Genomic DNA, 977 nt, shown 5'->3' with positions numbered 1-977 from the left:
TTTTGGATCAGTACCTTGGGCAAAGGCCAGGGGAAATCGTCGATACCCAGGGGCGAGTGCTGGGATCCCATGAGGGCATCCACCACTACACGGTGGGCCAGCGCAAGGGGTTGGGGATTGCCTCTTCCCGTCCGCTTTACGTGGTGCGCATCGATGCGGCCATGAACCGCGTTGTCGTGGGGGAACGGGAGGAGGCTACCCAGGCTGAAGCGTGGGTAAGCCAAGTCAACTGGGTCTCTATCCCGGCGCCGACGGCATCCTTGGCTGTTGAGGTTCAGGTGCGCTACCGTACCCCCCCAGTGCCCGCCATGGTGATCCCGGAATCGCCAGAGCGGGTAAAGCTGCAGTTTGCCGAGCCGCAGTTTGGGGTCACTCCTGGCCAAGCCGCCGTCTGGTACCACGGGGATCTCCTGCTGGGGGGAGGGATCCTGGAGCGCCCTTCTCCCTAGGCCAACTGCAACTTCCCTCTCGCCAGGGGGGAAGGATTGGGGGTGAGGGCAAGCCAAACTACGCTGCTTGCGCTTGCAGCTGCTGCAGGGATCGGAACAGGAGCACTGTATAGATATCGAGGATAGGCGCAACTGCCGTGGCGGCAGCATTCCCAACCACAGCCGCACCTAGGGTATCTCCCAGGATCCCCCCAACAGAAAACGAAATCAGGATCGCGATGCCGAAGATCAAACCCACAGCCAGAAATGCCCAAAACACCCCCCACCAACGGCCCCTGACGAGGTTCCAACTGTAGCCCAACCCTTCTGTGGCCCCTTTGTCTTCCAGGACAATCGCGCAGAGCGTGAAAGCCAGCCTTATCCCCCAGTAGATGCCGGGAAGTACAAGCAGCAGCATCCCCAGCGAGACAATCAGCACCAGCAGGATGCTGCCGAATACCAGAGGCACTGCCCTAGAGACAGCCCGATCCAGGCTGTTGCCCAGCGGGGGAGTTCGCTGCTTCAAGTGCTGATCCACCAGCCAAAAGG

Annotated in this window: 2 protein-coding genes; one reads left to right on the top strand and one right to left on the bottom strand. The window is 61.0% G+C overall.

Annotated elements, in window-relative coordinates:
* Positions 1–449, top strand: a 449-nt coding sequence (locus NW838_RS04495) for a tRNA methyl transferase PRC-barrel domain-containing protein (protein WP_414427575.1), incomplete at its 5' end; no start/stop codon positions are given.
* Between the two features lie 58 nt (positions 450–507).
* Here NW838_RS04495 and NW838_RS04490 read toward each other — a convergent pair.
* A partial coding sequence (locus NW838_RS04490; RefSeq protein ID WP_414427574.1) for a glycerophosphoryl diester phosphodiesterase membrane domain-containing protein occupies positions 508–977 on the bottom strand: 470 nt, incomplete at its 5' end.

The sequence above is a fragment of the Synechococcus sp. R55.2 genome (assembly GCF_047462075.1).
In the GTDB taxonomy this organism is placed as follows: domain Bacteria; phylum Cyanobacteriota; class Cyanobacteriia; order Thermostichales; family Thermostichaceae; genus Thermostichus.
This window is presented reverse-complemented; position numbering and strand designations above follow the sequence as displayed.